The following is a 24,702-nucleotide window of genomic DNA, read 5'->3' as shown; positions in this document are numbered from 1 at the left end:
ATTATGAAGCACCGACTTTTCCGCGAACAACAGCTAAATTGCAATATAGAAACGGCCTGGAAGTTTTTTTCTTCCGCCAATAACCTCACAGAGATCACGCCTAAAGACATGAATTTTATAGTTCTGACAAAAATGGAGAACGATGAAATTGTTGAAGGAATGCTCATTGATTATTATGTATCACCACTGTTCGGAATAAAGATGAAGTGGCAGACAGAGATTCTTAAAGTAGATTTTCAGAAGAGTTTTATAGATTTCCAGAAAAAAGGGCCTTACAAATTATGGCATCACCACCATGAATTCATCCCCAACGAAAAAGGAGTTCTCATGAAAGATACTGTTGATTATGAGCTTCCCATGGGGTTTTTGGGTGAAATGGCCCACTCGCTGTTTGTTAAAAAGAAACTGGAAGATATTTTCAATTACCGTTATACTGTCCTGGAAAAAATGTTCAGTACAAAATAAGTCTAAAAATTAAATAAGGTTTTTGAAGCAGTTCAGAAACCTTATTTTTTTAATGATATAAGGCATTGTTTAAGTTTTTTTAACATTCATAATGCCAAAAACCCCATATAAAATCCATAATTTAGCCGAACTATCGTTTTTACTAAAAAACCAAAGTTTTTCTGATTGACATGGCAGGTCTGAGGTCATTTATCTTTTTTTATTTCATACTGGTTTTCACCCTTTTCAATTCGAAATGGGCAGAAAAATCATTACGTAATATTCCATGTGTTCCCAATATAGGAAACGTCCTTGCCCTCGATTTTTATGAGGAAACGGACATGAACACCCATGCGCTGCCTGCCGCTTCAAAGATCGTAAAATATGTAATCTGCAAAGAGGATATGGCAACAGGAGATTTCTCTTCCATCACGAAGATTTCCTCCAGAATCAGCCTTCCGGACATTGCCATTTCTATCATTTGCGGAGTAAAATCATTTCTCCATCTCCTCCAGCTGTATTAGTATAAGTTATTGAAAATCCGTCTATTTTATCGAAATTTTATAACTTAAATACCTTTAAATGTATTCTAAAAATGTAATAATTTGCTTTCTGGCAATATTATTCGCTGTGTCATGCAGTAAAGACAACAAAAAAAACAGAGCAAAAGAAAAAGAAGTTCCTGTACTGGAGATCAAAGAAAAAGATACACTCGTCAACAACCAGTTTGTAACAGATATTCAGGCGAAGAAAAATGTAGACATCCGTTCACGGATTGGCGGCATTATTCAGCGTATTGATGTGAATGAAGGGCAGTTTGTACACCAGGGACAGTCTCTTTTCAAAATCAATGATGCCGAACTTCAGATGGAGCTTTTAAAAGCCAATGCCACTTTAAAACAGACCGATGCAGACGTCCGCGTTGCAGAAGTAGAGCTGAAACAGATCCAAAGCCTTCATGCTAAAAAATTTGTAGCTAATAATGAGCTGGAAATGGTAAAGGCAAAACTTTCATCGGCCAAAGCGAAACATGCCTTTGCAGATGCGGAGAGAAGAACTGTTCTTCAGAAGATCAGCTTTACAAGGGTGACCGCTCCTTTCGATGGTGTGATTGATGTTATTCCCCATAAAGAAGGAAGCCTTGTAGAAAACGGAACCCTTTTCACAACTTTGTCCCAGCTGAACGAAGTCTATGCTTATTTTTCCATCCCGGAAAACCTGTATTTTGAACTTTTGGCCAACGACAAAATCGGAAATCATCAGAAAATTGAGCTTACTCTTCCGAACGGAGTGAATTACCAGTTCAACGGAGCACTGAAAACAGCAGAAGGAGAAATAGACAGAACTACGGGATCTATCCGTTATAAAGTGCTCTTTCCCAATCCGGACCGCCTTATCAAGCACGGTACTTCAGGAAAACTTATTATTTCCGAGCATCAGGCCAATGCGATATTAATTCCTCAGAAATCCACATTCTCTATCCAGGATAAAACCTATGTATTTGTTGTAGATAAACAGAGCAAAGTGAAAATGACCGCTATTAAGATCGGAGCTACTTTAAGAGATTCTTATGTGGTGGAAAGTGGTCTTAAAAAAGGAGATTTAATCATTTACGAAGGAACACAGTCTTTAAAGGACGGTGATGTAATTAAAATTAAAAAGAAGTATTAACCTTCCCTAATCTTTAAATCAAACTGACATGGTAGAAATGTTTATAAGACGAAAGGTGCTTTCGTTGGTGATTTCCATTGTATTTGTTTTGCTGGGAATTATGGCACTCATGAAGATGCCCATTACCCAGTTTCCCGATATTGTACCGCCTTCGGTAACCGTTACCGCCAAATATACGGGTGCCAATGCTGAAGTATCAGCCAATGCCGTAGCCCTGCCTTTGGAACGGGCGATTAATGGAGTTCCGGGAATGACGTATATGTCCACCGTGACTTCCAATGACGGGCTTACTTTAATCCAGGTATTCTTCGAAGTGGGAACAGATCCTGATGTAGCGGCAGTAAATGTTCAGAACAGGGTGACCACAATTCTCGATGAATTACCGGAAGAGGTAATCAGAGCCGGAGTAACTACTGAGAAAGAGGTGAACAGTATGCTGATGTATCTCAATATTACGAGTACAGATCCAAGCCAGGATGAGCAGTTCATCTACAATTTTACAGATATCAACGTACTTCAGGAACTAAAACGTATTGATGGGGTAGGACGTGCCGAGATTATGGGGCAGAAAGAATATTCCATGAGAATATGGCTGGATCCGCAGAAAATGGCAGCTTATAGTATTTCAGCAGATGAAGTGATCAGTTCCCTGCAGAAGCAGAATATTTCAGCGGCACCGGGGAAAGTAGGAGAAACATCCGGAAAAACGTCCAGCCAGCTCCAGTATGTCATTAAATATAAAGGTAAATTCTTTGAACCTAAACAATATGAGGAAGTTCCTATCAGATCTGATGTGAACGGAACCATCCTTAAACTCAAAGATATTGCTAAAGTAGAATTCGGAGCCATGAATTACGGGATGGTTTCCAAAACAGACGGAAGACCTTCGGCATCTATTATGATGAAGCAGCGTCCCGGTTCCAATGCCTCTGAAGTGATTGAAAGCGTAAAGGCGAAGATGGAGGAGCTGAAAGTCACCTCGTTTCCTCCCGGAATGGAATACAATATGGCATATGACGTCTCCAGATTCCTTGATGCGTCCATCAGTGCGGTACTGACAACGCTTATTGAAGCGTTTATTCTTGTGGGGATTGTGGTCTTTATTTTCCTTCAGGACTGGCGTTCCACTTTAATTCCGGTATTAGCTGTTCCGGTTGCGTTGGTGGGAACTTTTGCCTTTATGGATATGCTGGATTTCTCGGTGAATCTGTTGACGCTGTTTGCTTTGGTTCTCGCCATCGGAATTGTGGTGGATAACGCGATTGTCGTTGTAGAAGCCGTCCATGTGAAAATGGAGGAAGGAATGAAGCCGTTGGAGGCAACCATCAGTGCTACAAAAGAAATTGCAGGAGCTGTGGTAGCCATTACCATTGTGATGTCGGCCGTATTTATTCCGGTGGCTTTTCTCGACGGACCTGTAGGGGTATTTTACCGTCAGTTTTCATTGACGCTTGCTATAAGTATTGTGATTTCCGGAGTAAATGCCTTAACTCTGACTCCGGCACTGTGTGCCATTATCCTGAAACCTCATGATCACAACAAAAAGAAAAATATTGTTGACCGGTTTTTCCAAAGCTTCAATAAAGGATTTGAAAGACTGACAGAAACCTACGTAGGTATTTTATCAAAATTTGCAACCAGAACCATCGTTACTTTCGGAATTCTGTTCTTATTCATTGTACTTACTTTTGTTACGAGCAGGTTCCTGCCGACTGGATTTATCCCGATGGAAGACCAGGGAATGGTGTATGTAAGTGTTACCACTCCGCAGGGAGCAACCGTTGAGAGAACGGAAAAAGTACTGGATGAAGTTACTGTAATTGCTAAAAAGATAAAAGGAGTAGAGAATGTAACGACACTTGCCGGATATAGCATTGTAACAGAAATTGCCGGATCTTCTTACGGAATGGCGATGATCAATCTTAAAGACTGGAAAGAAAGAAATATCTCCGTCAATGATCTGATAACAGAACTTTCCGATAAAACAAAAAGTATTGCTGATGCACAGATTGAGATCTTTGCCCCGCCTACTGTTCCCGGTTTTGGAAATACCAGCGGTTTTGAGCTGCGTCTCCTTGACAGAACAGGAGGAACCATTGAAAATACAGATAAAATCACAAAGGATTTTGTTAAAAAACTGAATGAAGCTCCCGAGTTGCAAAATAGTTTTACCAGTTTTGATGCCACCTTTCCGCAGTACATGATCAATATGGATTATGATATGGCTGCTAAAAAGGGAATCTCCGTAGACAACGCAATGTCTACTCTGCAGACGATGCTCGGTTCCTATTATGCGACTAATTTTATCCGTTTCAGCCAGATGTATAAAGTAATGGTGCAGGCAGATCCTGAACACAGGGATACACCGGAGAGCATTTTGAATCTCTATCTGAAAAACGATAAGGGCGAAATGGTGCCTTTCTCTACTTTCATCACCATTGAAAAAGTATACGGACCTGAGGTTTTAACAAGATATAATATGTATATGTCTGCCATGATTAATGGTGAACCTGGTGACGGGTACAGCTCCGGAGATGCTATTGCAGCAGTAGAACGTGTCGCAAAAGAAACACTTCCGAGAGGTTTCGATATTGAATGGTCGGGGATGACCAGAGAAGAAATTTTATCCGGAAATCAAACCGTGTATATTTTCCTGATCTGTCTTTTGTTTGTATATCTTTTGCTGGCGGCACAATATGAAAGTTTCCTTCTTCCGATGCCGGTTCTTCTGAGCCTTCCGACAGGAATTTTCGGATCCTATATCGCATTGGTACTTACCGGGCTGGATAACAATATTTACGCACAGGTTGCTTTGGTAATGCTTATCGGGCTTTTAGCTAAAAATGCAATCCTTATTGTAGAATTTGCAGTCGCCAGAAATAAACAGGGCTATGATATTGTTCCTGCTGCGATTGAAGGAGCCAGACAGCGTCTCCGTCCTATTCTGATGACTTCCTTTGCCTTTGTTGCCGGGTTGATTCCTTTATGTATTGCTTCAGGAGCCGGAGCGGTAGGAAACCGTTCCATTGGTACTGCTGCTGCGGGAGGAATGCTTATCGGAACTGTTTTCGGGCTGGTGGTTATTCCCGGACTGTATATATTCTTTGCCAAACTTGAAAATAAAAAGAAAAATGAAGAGATTAAATCATAGAAATATAGGATACGGAATTGCAATATTGAGTTTGATGTCGTGTACCATTCCGAAAGTAACGGAGCTGAAAAAAGCGCAGACGCTGCCGGATGAGTTGATAAAAAAGGAAAAAGCTTCGGATGCAGACCAGTTTCAGCAGATCAATCTCAAATCTTATTTTACGGATCATCATCTACTGGAACTCTTTGATAAGGTAGTTCGGGCCAATCCGGATTTTCAGATTGCGCAGCAAAGGGTAGATATTGCCAACAGCTTTCTCTTACGTTCCAAGATGGATCTTCTTCCTTCTCTTGAAATAGGAGCAACTGCATCTGGTGACCGCTACGGAAAATATACAATGGAAGGAGTTGGAAATTACGATACCAACCTTTCACCGAATATTACGGAAGATCAGAAAATCAACCGTGATTTTACCCCAAATTATTGGCTGGGAGCCAGAAGCAGCTGGGAAATAGATGCCTGGGGAAAGCTTAAAAACAAAAAGCTGGCAGCCCAGAAAAAATATCTGGCTTCCACGGAAGGATTACGTTTGCTGCAGGTGGAACTTTTTACTGATATTGCTAACCTGTACTATCAATTGGTAGCGCTGGACAACAGGCTGGCCATTTATCAGAAAAACTATAATCTTCAGCAGAGGGCTTTTGAAATTGTACTTGCCCAGCGGGAAGTAGGAAAGGCAACGGAACTTGCCGTACAGCAGTTTAAAGCACAAAATAATAACTGGCTGGCTGAAATTGAACACATCAGAGTGGAAATTGTCACCGTGGAACAGGCTATTACAACATTAACCGGAAGCTACGGCGGTGATGTGAGACGGGGAAAATTGCTGATGCCTACGAATATGGAGATTCTGAACAAAACAATCAATGTGGAATCCGTGATCCATTCCAGACCGGATGTCGCTGCGAATTATTATGTACTGGAAGCATCTCAGGCTGATGCGAAAGCGGCAAGAGCGGCTTTTTATCCTAAGATTGATCTTGGGGCAAGCTTTGGACTGAATTCTTTTTCTGCCGGAAATTTTTTCAGTCCGGCTTCTCTGGCAGGTCAGTTATTGGGAGGGTTAATGGTGCCTGTTTTTAATAAAGGCCAGCTGAAATATGAGTTCAAGGTAGCGGGAAAGGAACAGGAAATTGCTTTTCTCAATTATCAGAAAAGCATTACCACGGCATTCAATGAGCTTCAGTCTATTCTAAAACAGACCAAGATCTATGAACGTATGCTGCAGCTGAAATCTGAAGAAGTAGGCTTTCTGGACCGTGGTGTTGAGGTTTCCAATGATCTTTATCTCACAGGATACGCCAATTATTTTGAACTGATCAATTCTCAGAAAAGCAAACTGACTGCTGAGCTGGATCTGCTCCAGTTTAAGCATCAGAATACCAGGAATAACGTTCTGCTTTTTAAAGCACTGGGCGGAAAACTGGATTGATTTTTACTTTTTTTTACGATGAAAGCCACCTCTAAGGGTGGCTTTCTTTATTGTTTTACAGAACCTGCAGAAAAAGAACAGATCTGTTATTGCAAAGCTAAAGCAGTAATTATTTGATAATCTGAATATCCACTGCAGAGAATCCTTTCGGAGATTTTTCTTTCTCGAAAGATACTTTGTTTCCTTTTTTTACAGGATGTGCACAGCTGTTGTTGTGAAAGAAAATATTTTCTTTGGTATTGTCTTCAGTGATGAAGCCATATCCTTTTTCACTGTGGAAAGTAATGATTCCGGACTTTCTGATGTCTTCCTCAATAATTGGGGCTGCACCAAGCTGAATGTCCTCAATATTCACTTCCACTTTTTCTCTTTGTTCAGGAGGGGTAGAAGTAAGTCTTCCGAATTCATCTACATACATGAAAACATCTTCTGCTCCTTTGTTGTTGTTCGTTTTACGATCTTCGCGTCTTAGCGCTTTTTCTTTTTGCTTTTGAATTTTTTTCTTGAAGTTTTCTTTTTTAGAAAAAGAGTCTGCCATAAATTATTCTATTATTTAATTTTAAATTGTATTTGTTTACCTGATCTGCCCTGGGCTGTGTAAAGCCTGCAGTAGTCCGTCTGTTCTTCTTTATAAACAAAAAGTTGAAAACAGTTTGTTTTTTGCCATTTATGGATAAAAGAAGTCATTATTAAAATAAGGAGGCGTCTGAGAAAGCGGGAACTGAAAAGAAATATTTTCTAAAACTATAACAGAGGGCAAAGGCAGAGGCCTATTTAATTAATAGGCAAATATACGATAATAAACTGAATAAACCTATTTTAAATCATTGATTATCAAAAATGTATTTTCAGGTTTTATAAGAGTAAAATATTCGTTTCATTTAACAGATAATAAAACAAAAAATCCTCAGCGTACTGAGGATTGTGGAAAATAATATATTATAAAAATGAAGTGGTGTATAATACGTTTCAAGGAGCTGCAAATGCTGTGCCTAAAACTCCTCTGTTTTTGGAGTTGATCTCTGTTAGTGCCTTATTTCAGGGGCTTTTATAAATGTATCATGCTGGTAAATAATAGGATATATCTTTTCTGTGGTATGTGAAAAAAATATTATTTTTTTTAATTTGATTAATATTCTTCATCACAATAAGGAGAAAATTAGGAATTTATTACATCTTCCGAAAAATTCACCATACTAAAATGATATTCATTTTCCATATTTGCTGTGATAACATTTTAAAACAATAGATAATGTCAACACAAGATGTCAAAGGAAAAGTAATATTAATTGCCGGAGGCGGCAAAAATTTAGGCGGCCTTCTAAGCAGGGACTTTGCAGCGAAAGGAGCAAAGCTGGCTATTCATTATAACAGTGAAAGCTCAAGAGCAGACAGTGAGAAGACCCTGGCGGAAGTTCAGGCATTGGGAGCGGAAGCATTTTTATTCCAGGGAGACCTTACGAAAGTAGAAAATATTAGCGCCTTTTTTAATGAAACTATTTCGAAATTCGGAGGAATTGATATTGCTATCAATACCGTAGGGATGGTGCTTAAAAAACCTTTTGCCGAAACTACGGAAGAAGAATACGATACGATGTTTAACGTCAACTCAAAATCTGCCTATTTCTTTCTTCAGGAAGCAGGAAAAAAACTGAATGATCATGGTAAAATCTGTACCATAGTAACCTCTTTACTGGCTGCTTATACAGGTTTGTATTCAACATATGCCGGTGCGAAAGCTCCTGTAGAACATTTTACCAGAGCCGCTTCGAAAGAGTTTGGAAGCAGAGGAATTTCAGTAACGGCAGTTGCGCCGGGCCCAATGGATACGCCTTTCTTCTACGGACAGGAAGCAGACGATGCGGTGGCTTATCATAAATCTGCATCTGCATTGGGAGGACTTACGGATATTAAGGATATCGCTCCGCTGGTTGAATTTCTGGTGACGGAAGGCTGGTGGATCACAGGGCAGACTATTTTTGCCAACGGTGGCTACACAACGAGATAATTGATTTGGAAGATAGGAGAGGGAAGAGGGAAGTTATGAAAACCGAGTATTATAAATAGGCGGTCTGTTATAACTTCCATCCTCCTTCTTCCGGCTTCCTACCCTTTATATACACTTTTAAGCTGTTGATGCACAGCAATTGTGATTTTTTTTCGTGATTTTTCTAATTTCAATTCATGAAAAAGAATTTCTATCTCCGTTCAGCGATTTTTGTTATCCTACTGATGCACAGTGTGGTGTCTATTTTCAGTGGAGATGTTAATAATTTTGGACGTCTTTATCTGGATACCATAGGTTTCAGTCCTTTCGGGCTCTATCTGGCCTGGGCGGTGAAGCTGACTCATCTTTTTTCTGTATTTCTTATTTGGTCGGACCGGTGGGTGAAGCCTGTTTCTGTCTGCAATATGGTGATCCTCATTCTAGGAATTTACTGGGTTCATTGGCAGAATGGCTGGTATGTAGTAGGTGGAGGAACCAATGGAATAGAATTCAATGTACTGTTAATATGCTGTTTTTTGCAGCTGATCTTTACGGATTATCCTTCTTTACAACAGGAAAAACGCAGTTGATAGACCGTTGGGTCGGGTTAGACTGCCCGCATTTTTATTTTCCGCCGAAAGATGGTATTTTGCATAGTAAATCCTATCACGATTGAAATCAGGCATATCATCAAAATTATATGTTCATCTGCTCTTTTGGATACTGTATTATATTCTGGAGGTTTATCTTGATTTTTATTGGTCGAGATATCAGTTCCCGGATGTAGACTGGCAGATAAGGCTTCAGAATACCATTATTCTGGAACTCGGATATTTGTTGATTAAAATGCCGCTGGCCTATTCACTTTTGTATGTGTACGAGAAAACCGGGATTCATAAAATTCTTACTTATGTTTTCTACGGCCTTATTATTTGTGCTGCTGTTCTGGCACACAGATTTTTTACCCATTATATTATTTATCCGCACATCTACGGTGTTGTGGAAACGCTGGATGGTAAACAACCCTCAGGTTTTATCAATGGACTGGTAGCCTTCAATTCTTTTATGGACCTTATTTTTATGGTAGGTTTGATTTTTGGTGTGGAAATTACAAGACAGAAAAATATCCTGAAAGAACAGATCTCACGGTTGAAATCAGAAAAGCTGGATCAGGAGCTTACCATGCTGAAAGCCCAGATCAATCCCCATTTCCTGTTTAATACCCTCAATAATATCTACGGAATGGCTCTTAAAAAAGCAGATGAAACTCCGGATGCTATTTTACAGCTTTCCAAAGTGATGCGGTATAATATTTATGAAGCGGCAGAACGGTATATTTCTATTGATAAGGACTTGGAAAATATTAAAGATTTCCTTCAGATCCAGAAGATCCGGCACCATGATCTTGTGATTCGTTTTCATGAAGATACGGACGATCCTTCCCAGGAGATTTCCCCGCTTATCCTGATTCAGTTTGTGGAAAATGCTTTTAAACATGGTGTTTCCGAAGCTTTAGGAAGAGGTTTTATTCATATTGATATTCAGCTGAAAAACAAAGTCCTTCATTATCATATCGAAAACTCGAAAGAAGAGAATCCCCACGGACATTCCACCAAAATAGGTCTGAAAAATATCCGCAGACAGCTTGAACTTCTTTATCCGAAACATATACTCACAGTGGAAAGCACCAATGACCGGTATATGGTAACCTTAATTATTGATTTTAATGACCCATCCACTTTCTAAAAAATACAACTGCATCATCGTAGAAGATGAGCCCATAGCCGCTGAGATCCTTGAAAATTTCGTTTCGAGAGATGAAACCCTTCACCTTGTAGCCAAATGTTCAGATGCGGTGTACGCAGGAAGCCTTTTGAACAGACATGATATTGATCTGATGTTTCTGGATCTTCATCTTCCGGTGGTAAAAGGTTTTGATTTTCTGAAAAAGCTGAAAAAACCACCTCTTGTGATTGTAACAACGGCTTATCATCAGTACGCTGTGGAAGGGTATGAGCTTGATATTGTGGATTATCTGATGAAACCTATTCCGTATGACAGATTCACAAAAGCGGTAGAAAAATTCAAATACCTCATGAATGCTGAAGAAGCCCTTCTGGAAGCGGCAGACCGCGAACATATTTTTATCAGCAGCGGTAAAAAACAAATTAAAATTGTTCTTCATGATATTTTCTTCATTGAAAGTTTACGGGAATACATTCACATTCATACCAAAATGGGGACAGTGACTGTAAAAATGCCGATCAGCAGGATAGAAGAAAGCCTGGACCCTAAGATGTTTGCCAGGATCCACAAATCTTACATTATTTCCAAACCGAAAATTGAAGTCCGCTCGGCAAGTATGATTCAGGTGAACGGAAAAAAACTTCCTATAGGCAGGACCTACAAGCCTTCTATAGAATTATAAGCTTAAAAAATCACTTCATAGACCGGGAGGCTTATTTGATAGCTGTTTCTTTTATAATGATTCTTTTTTATGCAATTTTGAGTCAGCTAAATGGAACAAAGCTTGAATAATGGTTTGAAGATGGAAAAATGACCAAGTGCAATAATTAGAATATATGTGGATGTAAGTATTCTCAAAAGTAGAGTACGAATTGGCTTAATACTTTTAGGCCAATTTTTGTAATTGCAGGTCAAAAAAAACGCCTTCGGAATCTACAGACTCCGAAGGCGTTTCCATTTTATACTATCCATCAGGGATTTACGAAACTTCCATTTCTCTCTTTTCCCGGATGCTTTTTACAATAAAGAAAAGTCCTAAAAACAGGAACGGAATACTTAGAAGCTGCCCCATATTCAAACTCATTCCTTTTTCAAAATCAACCTGATCTACCTTGATAAACTCTACGAAAAAGCGAACAATGAAAATCAGCAGGGTCGTGATCCCGAAGTAAAACCCTTTTCCCACTTTAAATATATTTTTGGTGTAAATAAAATACACCACTAGAAAGATCGCGAGATAGGAAATTGCCTCATAAAGCTGTGCCGGGTGCCTCGGAATAGCATCTACATGAGTGAATACAAATGCCCACGGAGCATCAGAAGGTGTTCCTATGATTTCAGAATTCATCAGATTGCCGAGCCTGATAAAAGCTCCTGCCAAAGGGGTTGCAATGGCAACAACATCCAGAACGGTCATGAATTTAATGGAGAATTTTCTGGAATATATCAAAAGCATGATGATGAGTCCTATTCCGCCGCCATGACTGGCCAGTCCTGCATATCCTGAAAAATGATAGGCTCCGTCTGCCCCTTTCTGGATCGGGAGAAATATCTCGATCGGATGCTGGGAATAATAATCGAAATCATAAAAAAGACAGTGCCCTAATCTTGCTCCTGCCAATATTCCTATAAAAGCATAGGAGAACAGAGCGTCGTGAGCCTTTAAACTTAGATTTTCTTTTTTATAGATGGTTTTTAAGATCGTGTAGCATAAAACAAGTCCTGTAAGAAATAACAAGCCATAGTACTTCAGCGGAAACCCTGAAATATTGAAAATTTCGGGACTTACATCCCAGTTAACATATAATAAATTCATTGATGATAATTGTAGAATTATTTTTCAGGGAACAAATATAGCAGGATATAGCTGTTTTTACGGAACAGAATAGAAACTTTAGGATATTTTGGGGGAATATATCATGTTTTGAAGTTTTTGTACGGTCCTGTTGTAAATATAAAAATAACAGACACTTCAGCTAATATACTTTTATAAGGCATATCAAAAAATGCTATCACTGTGGGATAGCATTTTAAAATTAGTATTTTTTTGATGTCTATAGCGGGTAAATAAAGACTTAGATTGCCCCCATTACATACATATTCTCCATAGTAGGAACTGCGCTGCCTCCCTTTTTTTCGAGGGTTATAGCGAATGCCTGCGCTCTCGGAATATTGGCGAGGGCTATTTTACTGTCTTTTTCTTCTGTATACATGCCTGCGCTTACGGGTTTTCCGTCTGCAATAGCCCATAGCTGGTACTGCATTCCTTCCGGAGCTTTCGGCAGATTTTCAGCATTGAGATAAACTTCTTTCGTTTTTTTGTCCCAGAAAACCATGGCTTTGGAATCCGTATGTTTTTCTACTCCTTTTAGCATAACCATCTGCATATCCGGATTGGTAAACATATCCATTTTCTGATTCATTTTCTGCAGAGCAAGATCCTGAGATTTTTTCTCGGTCTGCATTTTTGCAATTTCCTGTTGGTTTTTAGACTGGCTGTTCATCCAGAAAAGATTTCCGGCAGCACTAACCAGGAATAATACAGAAGCCGCAATGGCATAAGGTTTCCAGTTGCTTCTCTTTTCGGATATAATGTCCTGTTGAGGCTGTACAGCTGGAATCTCTTTAATAACAGCAGGCTGTACTTCTTCAGTAACCTGCTCCTGCTGGATTTTATCCCAGATCTTAGACTTTAAATCGGCTGGTGGTGCCACGGCCTGGCTTGTTGCCAAATCCTCCAAAGTTTTCTGTGCTTCTTCAAAAGCCGCTTTTACTTCAGCATTGTTTTTCATCACACACTCCAAAATCCCTGCTTCCTCAGGAGAAGCAAGACCTAGAATATAAGATTCTATAATTCCGGATGATATGTATTCTTTAGTGTTCAATTTATTGATAATCTTTTAACAAATCCTTTAATTTCATCAGTGCGTTTCGCATTTTGGTTTTCACCGTTCCAAGGGGTATCTTCAGCTTTTCAGATATTTCGTTCTGAGTATATCCCTGGTAATAAGCCAGGTTAATCAGTTCCTGCTTGTCAACTTCCAGACCTTCCAGCACATTGTTGAACCCGATAAAATCGGATGAATGATTAGTCGTTGAAAGTTCTTTAGAATTATATACGAAATCCGGAAGCGGTTGGTTTTTAAGCTCGTTTTGAAAACCTTTTGATTTTAAATAATCAATGGCTGTATTTCTTGCGATATTGATCATCCAGGTATAAAACCTGCCTTTTGAGGAATCATACTGATGGATGGCATTCCAGATTTTAACAAAAACATCCTGAATAATTTCTTCGGTATACTCTTTTGACTGAACGATTCGGAGAATCACGCCATACAGTGCCCCTGCATAATGATCGTATAAATAGTGAAAGCCGGATTCGTTTTTTTCTTTTAGTAAAACGATAAGCTCTTCTTCCGAATAGGTTGTTTTAATAATGTGTGATTTTCAGTCCAAATGTAATAAAATAAATGATACAACAATCAACATCCGGAAAATCTTTTACATCGTAAATGATTTTAAGTAATCGTTTATTATTATCAATTATGAAAAATTTAATCATAAAAACAGGAGTTGCCTGCCTTTTGACTTTTATATCACAAGATATTTTCGCCCAGTCAGGTAATTTTAAGACTAAGAACCCCTACTATTCCCATACCGTAACCACTCCATTGAAGGTAACCAATGCAGAATGGAAAAAAATTCTGAAGCCTGAGCTTTACCAAGTGGCCAGAGAAGCAGCAACGGAAACAGCTTTTACAGGGAAATACTATGAATTTGATGAAAAAGGAACCTATTTCTGTGCGGTTTGCGGAAATCCACTGTTTCTTTCTACGTCAAAATTTGCAACCACCTGCGGATGGCCCTCTTTTTATGAGCCACTTCGTAAGAATAGTGTGATATACAGAAAAGACAACTCTCATCATATGGAAAGAACCGAAGTTCTGTGCGGAAGATGTGATTCCCATCTGGGACATATTTTTGATGATGGTCCAAATCCCACAGGCAAAAGGTTTTGTATGAATTCAGTATGTCTCGATTTTGTCCCGAACTCCGGCAAGAAATAACAGATTTTAAAATTTTTAATAAAAAATCAATTTTTTTAAATCTAAATCAAAACGATCCTCGTAAATGATTCTAAGAACACAAATCAAATAGATATTAACTTAAAAAATCAACAAAATGAACACAAGATCAAAAATCGCAGTCTTCGGAATGGTAGCTTTATCATTCGTTTTCAGTGGGAAGGTAACTGCACAAACGATGAAAGAAAAAACAGTAATGGTAGGCGGAGCGCCTATGTATCCATCCAAAAATATTATTGAAAACGCTGTAAACTCGAAGGACCATAAAACCTTAGTAGCAGCCGTGAAAGCAGCAGGCTTGGTAGAGACACTGCAGGGAGCAGGACCTTTTACAGTATTGGCTCCTACAGATGCAGCCTTTGCAAAACTTCCGAAAGGAACCGTGGAAACTCTCGTAAAACCTGAAAATAAAGAAATGCTTACCAAAATTCTTACCTATCATGTACTGGCAGGAAAATACAGTGCTAAAGATATTTGGGCCGCTGTAAAAGCCGGAAACGGAAAAAGCATGATGAAAACAGTAGAAGGAGAAGGACTTACTTTCTGGACCAAAGGAAAAGATCTTTATGTACAGGATGCCAAAGGAAATAGTGCCAAAGTGACAATAGCTGACGTGAATCAGTCCAACGGGGTGATTCATGTAATAGATACGGTGCTGATGCCGTAATGTTTTAGTTTTTTAAGCAGCATAATTGACTATGCTGCTTTTTTTACCCTTTTGAGAATCAAATAACATTCAAATCTATAATATTATGAAAAAAACGATTAATGTTTCTAGCCAGGGAGCCACTCTGGATACAAGCAGAAGAAATTTTTTGAAACTGGGCGGTATAGGGCTTGCAATGGCAGGACTTACACTGATTGGTTGTGATGACGATAATGATTTCGGAATGATGGATAACGGTAAGGTTTTCGACCTTGGTACAGGAGACGTGGGAGTTCTGAATTATGCATATGCTTTAGAACAGCTGGAAGCTGATTTTTATACTAAAGTGGTTAATAATTTCTACTCCGGAATTTCAAGTGTTGAAAAAGACCTTTTTACAGACCTTTATCATCATGAAGTGATTCACCGTGACTTTTTTAAAGCGGCCATTACTGGTGCAACAACCAATATATTGCCCACTCTTCAATTTCAGTATGCTAATGTAAATTTTAATGACAGAAGCTCTGTTCTGGCAACGGCTAAGGCATTGGAAGATACAGGAGTAGCGGCATACAACGGAGCTGGAAAGTATATTACCAACCCGGCTTATCTGGTACTTGCAGGAAAAATTGTTTCCGTGGAAGCAAGACACGCCTCTGCCATCAGGAACATTATTAATCCCGGATCTACAGATTTTTCCGGTGATGATGTGATAGATGCAAACGGGCTTGATCTTGCCAAAGAACCGAAAGATATTGTGATGGCAGCAGGCGGATTTATAAAAACTCCGTTCACATGGAAAGAAAGAGGAATCATCTAATTATTCATTTTCAAAATCTACAGTTATGAACATTCTTAAATTACTCGATAAGCTTTCTAATGATAAATTTTTTACCACAGAAGCTACAAGATTAGAAACCATCACCAATATGTCTACATGGGGTAAAAAAGCGGCAGTAGCCTCTGTACCTCTGGGATTGGGAGCATTAATGGCAACACCCGCTCAAGCGGAAACTTTAGATAAAAATACTTCCGCCAGCTTTTTTAAAAGCGCCTTAACGGATGCGCTGCAACTGGCATTGGTTCTGGAATATCTGGAAAATGAATACTATGCACTCGGGCTTGCGGCACCGGCGCTTATTCCTAATGCGGACCGACCTGTTTTTATGCAGATTTCTAAACATGAATCGGCTCACGTTGGATTTCTTAAAAGTACATTAACTTCTTTAGGGGAAACTCCGGGAGCAAAACCCACATTTGATTTTACGGCAGGAGGAAACTTTATGCCTTTTACAGACTACAACCAGTTTCTTGTTCTTGCCCAGGCTTTTGAAGATACGGGAGTTCGTGCTTACAAAGGACAGGCAGGAAATGTAATGTCTAATAAAACCGTTTTACAGGCTGCTCTTCAGATTCATTCCGTGGAAGCCAGACACGCTTCACAGGTGAGAAGAATGAGAGCCAATAAAGGCTGGATAGAACTGGCGAACGGAGGCAATATGCCTGCAGCCACGAATCCTGTATATGCCGGAGAAGATAACGTTAATCAGGCAGGATTCAATACCAGTACTGCTTTTGGTGCAGCGGCAGGTTCTGCGGCTTATGACGAAATCTTAACCGGTAGTGAAGCTCAGGCTATAGCAGCTTTGTTTATAGTCTGACATAATTTTTTATTATTTAGGTGTGAATCCTATCCTTGAGAAATGTCTTGGGATAGGATTTTTTTTGTTTGTTCCAAAACTCTCACCACTGGTGAGAGAGATTTCATGGACCCATAACTTAATCATCTTTTCAAAGAATAAAAGAGTTTTAAATTGACAATAGCCAACCTCCATTTTACAAAGTAGAAGCCCGGCATACCAACACCGCATCCATCAGTACTGTTCTGCTTGGTGTCAAATGATCTTTGATTTTTTCAAGGATCAGCTCTGCGGCAGTTTCACCCATTTTTACCAAAGGCTGCTGTACACTGGTTAGCTGAGGATAAACAATCGTAGATAATTCTGTTCCGGAAAAGCTGGCCACGGCAACATCTCCGGGTATTTTAATGTTTTGTTCAAGAAGATAATTCATAGCGCCTATCGCTAAAGTATCACTGAATGCAAAAATACTGTCAAACTCCACTTTTCTTTGGAGAAGCTGTTCCACTGCATTTTTTCCATACTCAAAAGTCATTCCTTCTGTATTGATTATCAGGTCTTTATCAGAAATATTGTATTTGGTCATAATGCGTTTATTGCCGTTAGCTCTTTCTACCGCATTCCGGATGGTCTGTGGCCCCATTATGTGGGCTATTCTTTTTCTTCCGGATTTAATCAGGTATTCTACCATTAAAGATGAGCTGATGTAATCGTTTACAATTACTTTGGAAACATCAAGGGATTTATCGGGAATCCTGTCGAAAAAAACCAAAGGGGTTCCCTGATTGATAATCTGTTGATACAGATCATTATTATAGGTTTCGTGGCACAGATTCATAATGATGCCGTCTACATTATAGCCTTCCAGAAGCTGCAGGTTTTTTCTTTCAATAAGAGGATTTTCATCAGATTGGGTGATAACCAGCCTGTAGCCGAGAGGGTAGAGGATATTCTGAATTCCTTCCAGCACCTTCGCGGAAAAAGGAGTGATCATTTCCGGAACAACAATACCAATGGTCTTCGATTGCCCCGATTTTAGATTCAAAGCCGTAAGGTTAGGTTTATATCCCAATTGATCGGCAGCATCAAGTACCCTTTTTCTGGTTTCATAGCTTACATTTTTGTCATCCAGCAGTGCTCTGGAGATGGTAGAGGTAGATAATGACAAAAATTTTGAGAGATCTTTAATGGTAACACGTCTCATAAGCTTATGTTTTTTGATAAAAATAATAAAAAAATAGGCAATTGGGAACGTTCCCTGAGTTTTGGGAACGTTCCCAATGTAAATATTTCAAAAAAAACAAATGATGAACTGATTGTTAATATAGTTTTAACGGATTGACTAACATATTAATAAATCTTTGTTTATGAATACCATTTCTTATCATTATGATGCTCAAAAAATAACTGCCGGAATTGTACATATCGGGGTTGGAAATTTCCACCGGGCCCATCAGCAGTTTTATACCAACGCCGTATTGGAGCACGAAGATCAGATGCAGTGGGGAATTTGTGGAGTCTGCCTGTTGCCTTCGGATGAAAAAACAGTTCATAGTTTAAGAGCTCAGAATCTTGATTATTCTCTTACGGTATGCGGAAGAAATGGGATTGATGAGGTGTACAGAATCGGCTCGCTGTGTGAACTCATCTGGGGAGTTGAAGATCCGGAAGCAGTGGCCGATAAAATTGCCGATCCTTCCGTGAAAATTATTACCCTGACCATTACAGAAGGCGGCTACAATCTGGATAAGGAAACGGGAGATTTTATATTGAACGATGAAAAGATTCAGCATGATTTAAAAAATACCGGGAATCCTTCAACCGTATTCGGATTCGTGGCAGAAGGGCTTCGCAGAAGAAAAATGAAAAACAGCGGCGGAGTTACCATCCTTTCCTGTGACAATCTTCAGCACAATGGAAATACCGCCAAAAGAGCCTTTACCACATTTATAGAAGCTCAGGATAAAGAACTGGCGGAATGGGTCAGATATAACGTTACGTTTCCCAACAGCATGGTAGACCGTATCACTCCTGCGGTTTCACCGGAAGATATCGAAAGGCTGAACCGTAAAAGCGGAATAATGGATCTGGCTCCTGTTTACTGTGAAGATTTTGCACAATGGGTTATTGAGGACAACTTTATAGCAGGAAGACCTACATGGGAGAAGGTAGGTGTAGAATTTACAGCAGATGTGACCGCTTTTGAAAATATGAAGTTGAGTTTGCTTAATGCCTCACATACCCTGCTGTCATATCCTTCTTTTCTGATGGGATACCGCAAAGTGGATCAGGCTATGGAAGATCTACAGATCGTAAAATTCGTACGCAGTTTCATGGATACAGATATTACTCCCTTAGTTCCTGCTCCCGGAAATACAAATCTGGAAGAATACAAAAAAACGCTTATTGAAAGATTTGCCAATCACAGTGTCAGCGATCAGGTAAGCAGATTGTGCTTCGACGGAATTTCAAAATTCCCGGTGTACATTATTCCTAATCTTGCCATCATGATCAAAGCCGGTATGGATCTCACCAGAACAGCATTTCTTACAGCATCGTACAGACATTATCTCAAATACAGAACAGATGATAACGGACACTTTTTTGAAATTGGAGAGCCGTGGCTGAATGAGGAAGATCAGAAACTGATTGATGATGAAGATTCTACAGCTTTCCTGAGCTTGTCAGCTTTCAAAGGAGCAGATCTGAAGAACTCAGCGAAGTTTGTAGAACTCTACACTCAGTTTGCCAGCCAAATTAAAGACCAGGGAACCGGTCCTGTTTTAAAATCAATCATTAAATAAAACACTATGATTATCAATCCAGACATCCAGCCTTCAGGATCCAAGGCCAATAACCCGATCCTGCCATTTGTTATTATAACATTCATTTACTTCATTGTGGGCTTTCTGACCACAGTGAATGAGCAACTGCAGGCCCCTTTGAAATTTACTTTTCTCAGCCATGCCGGAGGACTTAAAAATACGTTCACGACCTTAATTTCCTTTTTCTTTTTTCTGGGTTATTTACTGAACGGAACTTTGGGAAGTAAGTGGGTGAATGCTTTCGGATATAAAAATACCATTCTCCGTGGACTTTTCTTTATGATCTCGGGACTGATGATGTATCTGTGTTCATCATGGTTTGGTTACCAATACCCGGATCTCAACTTTACCATTAAAGATGCTGTGATTCCTTTCGGTTTCGTGATTTTTGTGATTGGGTCGTATTTAATGGGGACTTCTGCGGCTATTATTCAGGTGGTCGTAAACCCTTATGCGGCTTCATACGAACTGAAAGGAACTCAGCCTGTACAGCGACTGAATATTTTAACGGCTATTAATTCCATTGGAACAACTTCCGCACCGTTTTTCGTTACCGTTGTCATGTTTAGCGGGATTTCCATCGAAAATATAGAGATCAGACAGCTGCTTCTGCCTCTTTCTATACTGATACTGTGCATATTGGTGATTATGGTGATCACCAAAAGGCTTCATCTTCCCGATATTGCCCATACCAGAGCCGTTGCAGGAGAAAAGCTGGAAAGAAGCATCTGGTCCTTCAGACATTTTGTACTGGGCGTTCTTGCTATTTTCTTTTATGTAGGAACCGAAGTGGCCATTGGAGCCAACATCAACCTGTATGCATTTGAACTGATGGATTCCGGTCACCCGATTACATTTTTCGGGAAAACAGATATTATTATCGGAGGAATGGACCTGGGAATTCATGCTTTACTTTCCACTTTATATTGGGGCGGATTTCTTATAGGGAGGGCTGTATCAAGTTTTTTTAGTAAGATTTCTGCAAGAACACAGCTGGCGGTCACCACTGTTTTGGCTGCGATACTTGCTGTAGTGTCTATGATTACACAGAATTTATGGTTTCTGGTAGCTATAGGGCTTCTGCATTCTTCGATGTGGAGCTGTATTTATTCGCTGTCTATAAAAGGATTGAATAAATATACATCAAAAGCTTCGGGAATCTTTATTTCTGCGGTATTTGGCGGTGCTGTCTTTACATTAATTCAAGGTGGTTTAGCAGATGCTTTCGGATCATGGAGATGGACCTGGTTTCTTACAGTGATCTGTGAATTATTGATGCTGGCTTACGCGCTGTTTGGATCCCGTATCCGCGAGAAAGACCTTCTTATCTGATATTATTTCATTAAAAAAACACAATATGCTTAAATATAATCTGTTATTCTTTTTCTCGGCAGTCATAGGAAATATATCGTTGAGCGCACAGGAGCTGCATTCTGCCTTACAGCTCAGAAACAGTCATCTCTGGAGAGGGCTTGAAGTATCGGCCGGATTCATTTATACCGGAGATGTACATCTGGATTTTAAAAATTTCTACGGAGGATTTTGGGGAGGTGGTAATTTTGATGGTTCTTACAAGGAATTTAATCATTACATAGGATATAAAAACAAGAAACTGGTTTTGGAGTTATGGGATATTTATAACTTTTCTCCCGGTGCTACGTATAACAATAAGGAATATTTTAATTATTCTGCCCGCGAAACCGGACGTTTTTGGGATTTCAGATCCTATTACACGATGAGTGAGCAATTTCCTTTGGTTCTCAGCTGGAATACGGTGGTTTTCGGGAGAGACCGGAACAGCATCAATACAGAAAATAAATATTCCACTTTTGTTTCGGGAGAATATCCTATGTACAAAAAAGAAAGCCTGGAAGTTCGTGGAAGGGTAGGCTACAGCTTTGCCCTGAATAACACCAACGGGGAAAAGAATAATTTCTTTGCAAAAGATGCGGGATTCAATGAAATAAGCCTTATTGTTTCTAAAAGTTTTACCATTGAAGGATACAAAATTCCTGTGGGAATATGGGCGATGTGGAATCCGGTAAACAATAATGCGTTTCTTCAGTTTTCTGTTCAGGCCTATTCATTTTAAAGATAAAAAAGCATAAAACAATACAATTTTTAGTAATTTACTGATATCATAAAACAAAACTTATCTATTTGAACCTATAATTTAACTGATCATGGAAGACAAAAAATATAAAGCAGTTTGCTTTGGAGAAGTTCTTTGGGATATATTTCCGGGGGAACAGAGGAGAATTGGCGGAGCTCCCTTTAATGTAGCTTATCACCTTTTTAAAATGGGACTGAATGTAGAAATGATCAGCAGTGTAGGAGATGACGAACTGGGTCATGGTATCTTGCAGAAAATTAAAGACTGGCAGATTTCTACGGATCAAATCCAGATCACGAAGGAACATCCCACAAGTACCGTCATTGCAATGGTGGATGAAAACAACGATGCTCATTATGATATTGTAGAAAATGTGGCCTGGGATTTTATTGAAACCACTCAGGAAAACAAAAAAGTACTGGATACAGCTGATGCTTTAGTTTTCGGAACACTGGCTGCCCGGAACGAAAAATCGAGAAATACTTTGTTTGAAATGCTGGAAATAAGTTCTTACAATGTTTTTGACATCAATTTAAGAGAACCTTATTATGAGATCAGGATGATTAATGAACTTTTACATAAAACACAGCTGGCTAAATTCAATAAGGCTGAACTCCGTATGATGCTGGATTTTTTAAATAAAGAATATAAGGATGAAAAAGACAGCATCAGATACCTGCAGGATAAATTTGGGATTAAAGAAATCATTGTCTCCAAAGGAAGTAAAGGGGCTTTGTATGCCTATGAAGACAACTTCTATCTGTATCCTACCATTCCCGTTGAGGTCAAAGATACGGTTGGAAGCGGTGATTCATTTTTAGCCGGATTTTTATCAAAAAGATTACAGAAAGAAGCTTCAGCTCATGAAATTATGGCTCAGGCGGTTTCTCTGGGAGCGTTCATCACCTCACAGGAAGGCGCGTGCCCGGAGTATACGCTGAAAGAATTTCTTCAGTTTAAAGAAAGTCATCCGTTGTCGGCTTTGAGTTTTTAAATTCAAGGAAGATATAACAAGTAAAACCTCTGAGAACTAGAAATATCAGAGGTTTTTTTGTGTTCTCTTCTTCCGGTTGTTGTAACTTACGGAGCTCAGAAATACCTGATCCATGGTGTTTTTTCTATTCATTTCTAAAAATGACCCATATGAGTCATTTTCTTCGAAAATTAATTTGTATAGGTTTGCAATATATTTTATAAAGGAATTTTTTTTTGATTTAAAAGCTGTTCTCTTATACAATTAATATTGCGATAACTTTAAAAAAAACAGATGAAAAAAACACACCCATTTACTGATGATAAGTACTTTTATGTACTTACTCAAAATTCTTACACCCAATAGTAATAAATCACAAAGAGTAAAAAAATCAAGGAGAACTTGGGCGATTAAGATGGACTAATCATTCATAAAGACAATCAAAAATATTGATTATGATATATTTTATACTTACCCTTATCCTTACCTTTATCCTTACCCTTATCCATGGTTTTATTTTTTTGGAGCTATTTCTCTCTGTATTTATTTTATCATAATACAAAAGTCAACCGTGTAAATTTAATACTATGAAAATGAATACATTTTCTTTGATGACGATTGTCCTATATACTTATGTCAACGGGCAGGTGTATTATTTGTGATAGCTTCTGCGAGTAGCATTTTATAGTTTATACAGGCTGAAATTATTTTTAAAACACAAAACATAATTATCTAAAAACACAAAATGAAAAGAATATTTTCAGTGGGGATTGTATTATTTACATGCAATACTCATGTACTTTCCCAGGTTGGAATCGGTACAAAACAGCCAGATCCATCTTCTATTCTGCACCTGGATGTTTCTTCTTTACCAACGGAAGGGAAAAAAGGTTTTCTGGCCCCTAAAGTGTCCCTGCAGTCATCGATAGACCAGGTTACCATTCCTTTACCGGCAGTGGGATTACTGGTGTACAATTTAGGAACGGGTAATCTGAAAACTGAAGGCTATCATTATTGGAATGGTACGGAATGGAGAGCCTTCACTTCATCTTCCACTATTTCCCCTTCCATTGCCGGATTTGATTGTGCAAATGCTTACTTTAGTCCACCTTTTTTTACGGCAGGAATGCCCTACAGCGGAACAATGGTAGTTCCTTATACAGGAGGAAACGGAGGAAGTTATCCTTCCGGAGCTCCGGTGGCATCCACGGGAAATACAGGGTTGACTGCAACGCTTCGTCCGGGAGTATTAACGAATGGGAAAGGAGAGCTTGTATATGATCTTAGCGGAACCCCGGCACAGTCTTCTCCTTCCACTGCTTTTTTTAATCTGAACTTTTTAGGAAAAAGCTGTCAGGCTGCGATTTCAGGAGATGTTTTACAGCTTGGGCAAACTCAGTCTTATTATGGTAAGATCAGAATGAATGATATGGCGTCCTATCAATTGGCTAGTGAATTTCTTGCAGATCTACCTGTAATAGAAGGTTTACAAATGAATCTCATGAAAAATGGATCTATGGATTATACATACATTATAAAGGTAAAAAATATAACAGGATTACCTATAGATGTTAAGGTTCAGGTGAAGGGATTTTCTGGTAGTCCTTCCTATAAAGAAATGAATATAGGGACAGGGCAGGTTGTAGAACTTTCATCAATGTTTGGCCATATGCATAATACTGATCCGGATCTTATAGAGATTAATCTTATAATAAATGACAGACGTTGGTATAGGATTAGTTATTTTGTAGTGTCAGATTACAATGTCCCTTCATCCTCCAACAATTATCACCACATAAGAATGACCATTCAAAGAGTACAATAAACAGGATAAAAACACAAATTTTAAATATTCAGAATATTCATCTCAATCCTAAGTAATGTTTTCTTGTAATTAATTTTAAATAGAAGCTTTAGCTTTCCTGAAATGAATCCGGAGGTATGTTTTATATCAAAATGGAATATACCTCCATTCTCCTAACATCTCGC

23 protein-coding genes are annotated in these 24,702 nt (G+C 39.0%); 18 read left to right on the top strand and 5 right to left on the bottom strand.

The window, feature by feature from the left end; genetic code table 11:
* Positions 1–3 precede the first annotated feature (3 nt).
* The 5 genes from ACM46_RS18245 (at position 4) to ACM46_RS18225 (ending at position 6,698) form a co-directional block, all read left to right on the top strand.
* Positions 4–465 carry an SRPBCC family protein gene (locus ACM46_RS18245; protein WP_048508121.1) on the top strand — a complete coding sequence of 154 codons (462 nt, stop codon included), beginning with the start codon at positions 4–6 and terminating at the stop codon, positions 463–465.
* Positions 466–635: 170 nt separating this feature from the next.
* Positions 636–968, top strand: a complete 333-nt coding sequence (locus ACM46_RS18240; protein WP_048508120.1) for a hypothetical protein — start codon at positions 636–638, stop codon at positions 966–968.
* 106 nt (positions 969–1,074) lie between these two features.
* Positions 1,075–2,115, top strand: a complete 1,041-nt coding sequence (locus tag ACM46_RS18235; RefSeq protein WP_241486050.1) for an efflux RND transporter periplasmic adaptor subunit — start codon at positions 1,075–1,077, stop codon at positions 2,113–2,115.
* 28 nt (positions 2,116–2,143) lie between these two features.
* Positions 2,144–5,266, top strand: coding sequence for an efflux RND transporter permease subunit (locus ACM46_RS18230; protein ID WP_048508118.1), 3,123 nt, complete (start codon positions 2,144–2,146; stop codon positions 5,264–5,266).
* Positions 5,247–6,698 carry a TolC family protein gene (locus ACM46_RS18225; RefSeq protein ID WP_048508272.1) on the top strand — a complete coding sequence of 484 codons (1,452 nt, stop codon included), beginning with the start codon at positions 5,247–5,249 and terminating at the stop codon, positions 6,696–6,698. Before ACM46_RS18230 ends, ACM46_RS18225 begins: the two co-directional genes overlap by 20 nt.
* Positions 6,699–6,807: 109 nt before the next feature.
* Here the strand turns inward: ACM46_RS18225 and ACM46_RS18220 are convergent, their stop codons facing one another.
* Positions 6,808–7,236, bottom strand: coding sequence for a cold shock domain-containing protein (locus tag ACM46_RS18220; protein WP_048508117.1), 429 nt, complete (start codon positions 7,234–7,236; stop codon positions 6,808–6,810).
* A 714-nt stretch (positions 7,237–7,950) separates the two neighbouring features.
* On the opposite strand from ACM46_RS18220, the gene ACM46_RS18215 reads away from it, so the two are divergent.
* The 4 genes from ACM46_RS18215 (at position 7,951) to ACM46_RS18200 (ending at position 11,113) form a co-directional block, all read left to right on the top strand.
* A complete protein-coding gene (locus tag ACM46_RS18215) occupies positions 7,951–8,706 on the top strand; it encodes an SDR family oxidoreductase (RefSeq protein ID WP_048508116.1) in 756 nt (251 codons plus the stop codon).
* 176 nt (positions 8,707–8,882) lie between these two features.
* The gene (locus ACM46_RS18210) at positions 8,883–9,275 is read left to right on the top strand and encodes a DoxX family protein (RefSeq protein WP_048508115.1); all 393 of its coding nucleotides are present in this window, start codon (positions 8,883–8,885) and stop codon (positions 9,273–9,275) included.
* An 82-nt stretch (positions 9,276–9,357) separates the two neighbouring features.
* Positions 9,358–10,431 carry a sensor histidine kinase gene (locus ACM46_RS18205; RefSeq protein WP_048508114.1) on the top strand — a complete coding sequence of 358 codons (1,074 nt, stop codon included), beginning with the start codon at positions 9,358–9,360 and terminating at the stop codon, positions 10,429–10,431.
* A complete protein-coding gene (locus ACM46_RS18200) occupies positions 10,412–11,113 on the top strand; it encodes a LytR/AlgR family response regulator transcription factor (protein WP_048508113.1) in 702 nt (233 codons plus the stop codon). The genes ACM46_RS18205 and ACM46_RS18200 overlap by 20 nt, the downstream gene beginning before the upstream one ends.
* A gap of 297 nt (positions 11,114–11,410) precedes the next feature.
* Here the strand turns inward: ACM46_RS18200 and lgt are convergent, their stop codons facing one another.
* The 3 genes from lgt to ACM46_RS18185 form a co-directional block, all read right to left on the bottom strand.
* On the bottom strand, positions 11,411–12,247 hold the full coding sequence (gene lgt, locus ACM46_RS18195; RefSeq protein ID WP_048508112.1) for a prolipoprotein diacylglyceryl transferase: 837 nt from the start codon (positions 12,245–12,247) through the stop codon (positions 11,411–11,413).
* A 259-nt stretch (positions 12,248–12,506) separates the two neighbouring features.
* Positions 12,507–13,316: an anti-sigma factor gene (locus ACM46_RS18190; RefSeq protein ID WP_048508111.1), complete on the bottom strand. Its 810-nt coding sequence runs from the start codon at positions 13,314–13,316 to the stop codon at positions 12,507–12,509.
* A 1-nt stretch (position 13,317) separates the two neighbouring features.
* On the bottom strand, positions 13,318–13,836 hold the full coding sequence (locus ACM46_RS18185) for an RNA polymerase sigma factor (protein ID WP_048508110.1): 519 nt from the start codon (positions 13,834–13,836) through the stop codon (positions 13,318–13,320).
* 140 nt (positions 13,837–13,976) lie between these two features.
* Between ACM46_RS18185 and msrB the strand changes: the two genes are divergently transcribed.
* From msrB to ACM46_RS18165, 4 genes are all read left to right on the top strand, one after another.
* Positions 13,977–14,498: a peptide-methionine (R)-S-oxide reductase MsrB gene (gene msrB / locus ACM46_RS18180; protein WP_048508109.1), complete on the top strand. Its 522-nt coding sequence runs from the start codon at positions 13,977–13,979 to the stop codon at positions 14,496–14,498.
* Between the two features lie 115 nt (positions 14,499–14,613).
* Positions 14,614–15,183: a fasciclin domain-containing protein gene (locus ACM46_RS18175; protein WP_048508108.1), complete on the top strand. Its 570-nt coding sequence runs from the start codon at positions 14,614–14,616 to the stop codon at positions 15,181–15,183.
* Positions 15,184–15,268: 85 nt separating this feature from the next.
* Positions 15,269–15,982 carry a ferritin-like domain-containing protein gene (locus ACM46_RS18170; RefSeq protein ID WP_048508107.1) on the top strand — a complete coding sequence of 238 codons (714 nt, stop codon included), beginning with the start codon at positions 15,269–15,271 and terminating at the stop codon, positions 15,980–15,982.
* A gap of 25 nt (positions 15,983–16,007) precedes the next feature.
* Positions 16,008–16,823, top strand: coding sequence for a ferritin-like domain-containing protein (locus tag ACM46_RS18165; RefSeq protein ID WP_048508106.1), 816 nt, complete (start codon positions 16,008–16,010; stop codon positions 16,821–16,823).
* Positions 16,824–16,998: 175 nt separating this feature from the next.
* On the opposite strand, the gene ACM46_RS18160 is transcribed toward ACM46_RS18165, so the two are convergent.
* The gene (locus tag ACM46_RS18160) at positions 16,999–18,006 is read right to left on the bottom strand and encodes a LacI family DNA-binding transcriptional regulator (protein ID WP_048508105.1); all 1,008 of its coding nucleotides are present in this window, start codon (positions 18,004–18,006) and stop codon (positions 16,999–17,001) included.
* A 163-nt stretch (positions 18,007–18,169) separates the two neighbouring features.
* Between ACM46_RS18160 and ACM46_RS18155 the strand changes: the two genes are divergently transcribed.
* From ACM46_RS18155 to ACM46_RS18130, 5 genes are all read left to right on the top strand, one after another.
* On the top strand, positions 18,170–19,606 hold the full coding sequence (locus ACM46_RS18155; RefSeq protein WP_048508104.1) for a mannitol dehydrogenase family protein: 1,437 nt from the start codon (positions 18,170–18,172) through the stop codon (positions 19,604–19,606).
* 6 nt (positions 19,607–19,612) lie between these two features.
* On the top strand, positions 19,613–20,959 hold the full coding sequence (locus ACM46_RS18150; protein WP_048508103.1) for an MFS transporter: 1,347 nt from the start codon (positions 19,613–19,615) through the stop codon (positions 20,957–20,959).
* Positions 20,960–20,984: 25 nt separating this feature from the next.
* Positions 20,985–21,719, top strand: coding sequence for a hypothetical protein (locus ACM46_RS18145; RefSeq protein WP_048508102.1), 735 nt, complete (start codon positions 20,985–20,987; stop codon positions 21,717–21,719).
* A 91-nt stretch (positions 21,720–21,810) separates the two neighbouring features.
* Positions 21,811–22,734 carry a carbohydrate kinase family protein gene (locus tag ACM46_RS18140; RefSeq protein WP_048508101.1) on the top strand — a complete coding sequence of 308 codons (924 nt, stop codon included), beginning with the start codon at positions 21,811–21,813 and terminating at the stop codon, positions 22,732–22,734.
* A 724-nt stretch (positions 22,735–23,458) separates the two neighbouring features.
* Positions 23,459–24,538: a hypothetical protein gene (locus ACM46_RS18130; protein ID WP_048508099.1), complete on the top strand. Its 1,080-nt coding sequence runs from the start codon at positions 23,459–23,461 to the stop codon at positions 24,536–24,538.
* The last annotated feature ends 164 nt before the right edge of the window (positions 24,539–24,702 follow it).

This window comes from Chryseobacterium angstadtii, assembly GCF_001045465.1.
Lineage (GTDB): Bacteria > Bacteroidota > Bacteroidia > Flavobacteriales > Weeksellaceae > Chryseobacterium > Chryseobacterium angstadtii.
The sequence above is the reverse complement of the archived record's forward strand: the minus strand, read 5'-3'. Positions and strand labels throughout refer to the sequence as shown.